At 36.0% G+C, this 389-nt stretch carries 1 protein-coding gene and 1 pseudogene; both read right to left on the bottom strand.

What is annotated here, in order from left to right; translation table 11 throughout:
* Nucleotides 1-257, bottom strand: a 257-nt coding sequence (locus ACEWB7_RS18620; RefSeq protein WP_411581178.1) for a transposase, incomplete at its 3' end; no start/stop codon positions are given.
* A gap of 47 nt (nt 258-304) precedes the next feature.
* Nucleotides 305-389: pseudogene (locus ACEWB7_RS18615) on the bottom strand (transposase); the annotation flags it as partial.

Below are 389 nucleotides of genomic sequence, written 5' to 3'. Positions count from 1 at the left end.
GGTAATGCTGGTATGAGGAATTGCTCTATCCAAAAATGAAAAACATCTGAATTGATTTTGCAGTCAAATAAACCGACTGAAAATAACTTACCCTCATGGATTGCTCCAATGGCATTGGTCTGATTCTTTAATTGCCAATTATATTGCCCTAAACAAGGTACTCCTTTTCGTGAGTAGCCATGAGGTCTGTAATCATGTGACTTAAAACCACTTTCATCCACATAAATAATCGGGTGGTTTGTTTCTAATTCATTCACTTGCTGAATAAATTTATCCCTAAGCTTTGTATCTGCTTTAGGATGGCTTAACGTCTTTTTTTAACTGTAATATTTAAGCGCTTTAATGCAGCACCAATAGATGAAACACCACAATTAAAACGTGCAGCACGT

The organism is Acinetobacter sp. NIOH-H-8 (assembly GCF_046635365.1).
Classification (GTDB): Bacteria; Pseudomonadota; Gammaproteobacteria; order Pseudomonadales; family Moraxellaceae; genus Acinetobacter.
This window is presented reverse-complemented; position numbering and strand designations above follow the sequence as displayed.